Annotated in this window: 3 protein-coding genes; 2 read left to right on the forward strand and 1 reads right to left on the reverse strand. The window is 67.9% G+C overall.

Annotated features, from left to right (window positions below):
- Positions 1-1,195: D-arabinono-1,4-lactone oxidase (locus VE172_RS03255; protein WP_324797104.1), on the forward strand; the 1,195-nt coding region annotated here is incomplete at its 5' end.
- On the opposite strand, the gene VE172_RS03260 is transcribed toward VE172_RS03255, so the two are convergent.
- Complete coding sequence (locus VE172_RS03260; protein WP_324797107.1) at positions 1,192-1,974, reverse strand: CPBP family intramembrane glutamic endopeptidase; 783 nt, start codon at positions 1,972-1,974, stop codon at positions 1,192-1,194. The genes VE172_RS03255 and VE172_RS03260 overlap by 4 nt on opposite strands.
- A gap of 322 nt (positions 1,975-2,296) precedes the next feature.
- Between VE172_RS03260 and VE172_RS03265 the strand changes: the two genes are divergently transcribed.
- The gene (locus tag VE172_RS03265; RefSeq protein ID WP_324797110.1) at positions 2,297-2,659 is read left to right on the forward strand and encodes a hypothetical protein; all 363 of its coding nucleotides are present in this window, start codon (positions 2,297-2,299) and stop codon (positions 2,657-2,659) included.
- The last annotated feature ends 42 nt before the right edge of the window (positions 2,660-2,701 follow it).

The raw sequence follows: 2,701 nt of genomic DNA on the forward strand, positions 1-2,701 counted from the left end.
GGCCGTGCGCGCCGCCGCCGACAGCGGCGGCCGCGTCAAGGCCCTGGGCGCGGGCCACTCCTTCACCGCGATCTCCGCGGGCGACGACACCGTGCTGCGCCTCGACGCCCACCGCCCCGCGCCCCAGATCAACGCCGACACCGGCGAGGTCACGATCGGCGCGGGCACCCCGCTCCACGAGCTCAACCCCCTGCTGGCGTCCCACGGCCTGGCCATGCCCAACCTGGGCGACATCGACGTCCAGACCATCGCGGGCGCCATCTCCACGGGCACCCACGGCACGGGCGCCGCGCTCGGCGGCCTGGCCACCTTCGTGTCGGGCGTCACCCTGATCGACGGCACGGGCACCGAGCGCCGCTATACCCGCGACGACCCCGAACTGGGCGCCGCCGCCCTGGGTCTGGGCGCCCTCGGCATCCTCACCGACGTCACGATCCAATGTGTACCAGCCTTTCGACTGCACGCGGACGAACACCCGATGCCGCTCGACACCGTCATCAATGATTTCGACGCGCTGGCGGCCGATAACGATCACTTCGAGTTCTATTGGTTTCCGCGCGCGACCCGCGCGCTGGTGAAACGCAATAATCGCATCGGCGAGGCGGGCCCGTTGTCGGGGTTCCGCCGCTGGCTGGACGATGACCTGATGTCCAACTCGGTATATGGGCTGATGTGCCGACTCGGAAAGGCCGTTCCGCCAATGGTTCCAGCCATTACGGCGATATCGGCCCGCGCCATGTCGGCACGCACCTTTAAGGACGATTCCTATAGGGTCTTCTGCTCCCCGCGCCGCGTCCGCTTCGTCGAGATGGAATACGCCCTTCCCCGCGACGCCTTCGCCCCGGCCTTCGCGGCCCTGCGCGCCGAGGCCAACGCCCGCCGCGTCGTCTTCCCCGTCGAGGTCCGCGTCGCCGCCGCCGACGACGTCTGGATGTCCACATCAAACGGACGCGACACGGTGTACTTCGCCGTCCACCAGTACAAGGGGATGCCGTACCGCGACTACTTCGACGCCGTGGAGGCCATCATGCGCTCCCACGACGGACGCCCGCACTGGGGCAAGCTGCACACGAGGACGGCCGCGGATCTGGCGCCGACCTACGCGCGCTTCGCCGAGTTTCGGGCGTTGCGCGACCGCCTCGACCCCGAGCGGGTCTTCGCGAACCCGTATCTGACCCAGGTGCTGGGCGATTAGCCGAGCGGAGCCCGCCTCGTCCGCCGCCCTCCGAACGCCGCCACAGCCGCGACCAACGCCGCCAGGACGACGGACGTGTACGCCGGGTCGTAGTGGGAACTGTTGTTGGGGAACAGGTTCCAGCTCACGTTCGACAGCGCGTGAATGCCGATCGCCGCGGACACGCAACCCCCGCGCCGCGCGTACACCCACACGATGAACATCCGCAGCAGCACGGTGTAGACGCACTGCCACACGATCCAGGCGGGAGCATTGCCGCCGTTGGCGTAGCCGATCACGTGCCACAGCGCCCAGGCCACGCCGAGCGTCGCGCCCGCGACCCACACCCCGCGCCGCCTCGACAGCGGGTCGGTCGCGTAGGCGCTCCAGCCGAGTTCCTCGGCGGCCGCGGCGACCCCGTACACGACCAACAGGATCGGAACGCTGGCCCAGGCGATGTGCGGGTGCGGCAGCGGTCGGCCTGTGGCCGTCATGAGCAGCCACGCCGCCAGGTAGACGGCGGGCATGGCCAGCACGATCGCCGCGGCACGGCCGACGCCGCCGAGCTTGCCGACGTCCACCGCCCGCCGCACCCAACGCCCCAGCCCCGCGCGCCCCTCGCGCCGCCCGATGAGGATCGCCGCCGTCGCCGCGGGCACCACGACCATCAGCGAGCTGATCGGGAGGTTGTCGGGAAACCAGCTGGGGAGCTGGTCGGAGACCAGGTCGAGCAGCCAGAAGGGGATGGAAAGGACGACCAGCACAACGAGGTAGCTGGTCAGGGGGCGGTCCTTGGTCATTAAATCACTCTCAGAATCATTCATACCTTGAATCAATGCTGAGTCTACCGCGATGATCCCGGCGCGGATTCGGCCCCCGCGCGATGGCCAAGTTCAGAACAACATGAGAACACCCCTCATGAGTCTCCATTGGACTTTGCCGCTTCCCGTGGTCAGGGCCGCCGACCCCGACCCCCCATCGACGTGGGCGCCGCGCGACCACATTGAGACAGCCTTGAACCGTTTGCCAGTTCGGCTCAAGCAAGGGCTCCTAGATTCCTTGTGTCGCTTTCGAAAGCCCGACTTCCTTCACAATCCAAAAGCTCGAGAGGAAACAATCCACATGCGAATCAGCAAGCTCGCGCAACGCGTCGCCATCGTGGGCGGAGTGAGCCTGGCCGCGGCCCTCGCCCTGGGCGGCACCGCCAACGCCGCCGAACCCACCAACGGCCACCAGGGCCAGTGCACCAGGGCCGTCGAGGCCATCGGCACGGTCACCGAGCTCAAGGTGGTGCACTCGCACGGCAAGACGATCTACGAGTTCGAGCTGGGCAAGATGGGCGACAAGTGGCTGGCCACCTCCAAGGTCCCCCACATCGGCGACATCGACAAGGGCGACCGAGTGGACGCCAAGGGTTGCGAGGCGACCAAGCACAAGGGAACCATCCTCACCAAGTCCATCGACAAGTTCGTCCACAATCCGTAACCGAGCTTCATCCGCCCCGCCACGATGACCGTCGTGGCGGGG

The sequence above is a fragment of the Stackebrandtia sp. genome (assembly GCF_035643755.1).
Lineage (GTDB): Bacteria > Actinomycetota > Actinomycetes > Mycobacteriales > Micromonosporaceae > Stackebrandtia.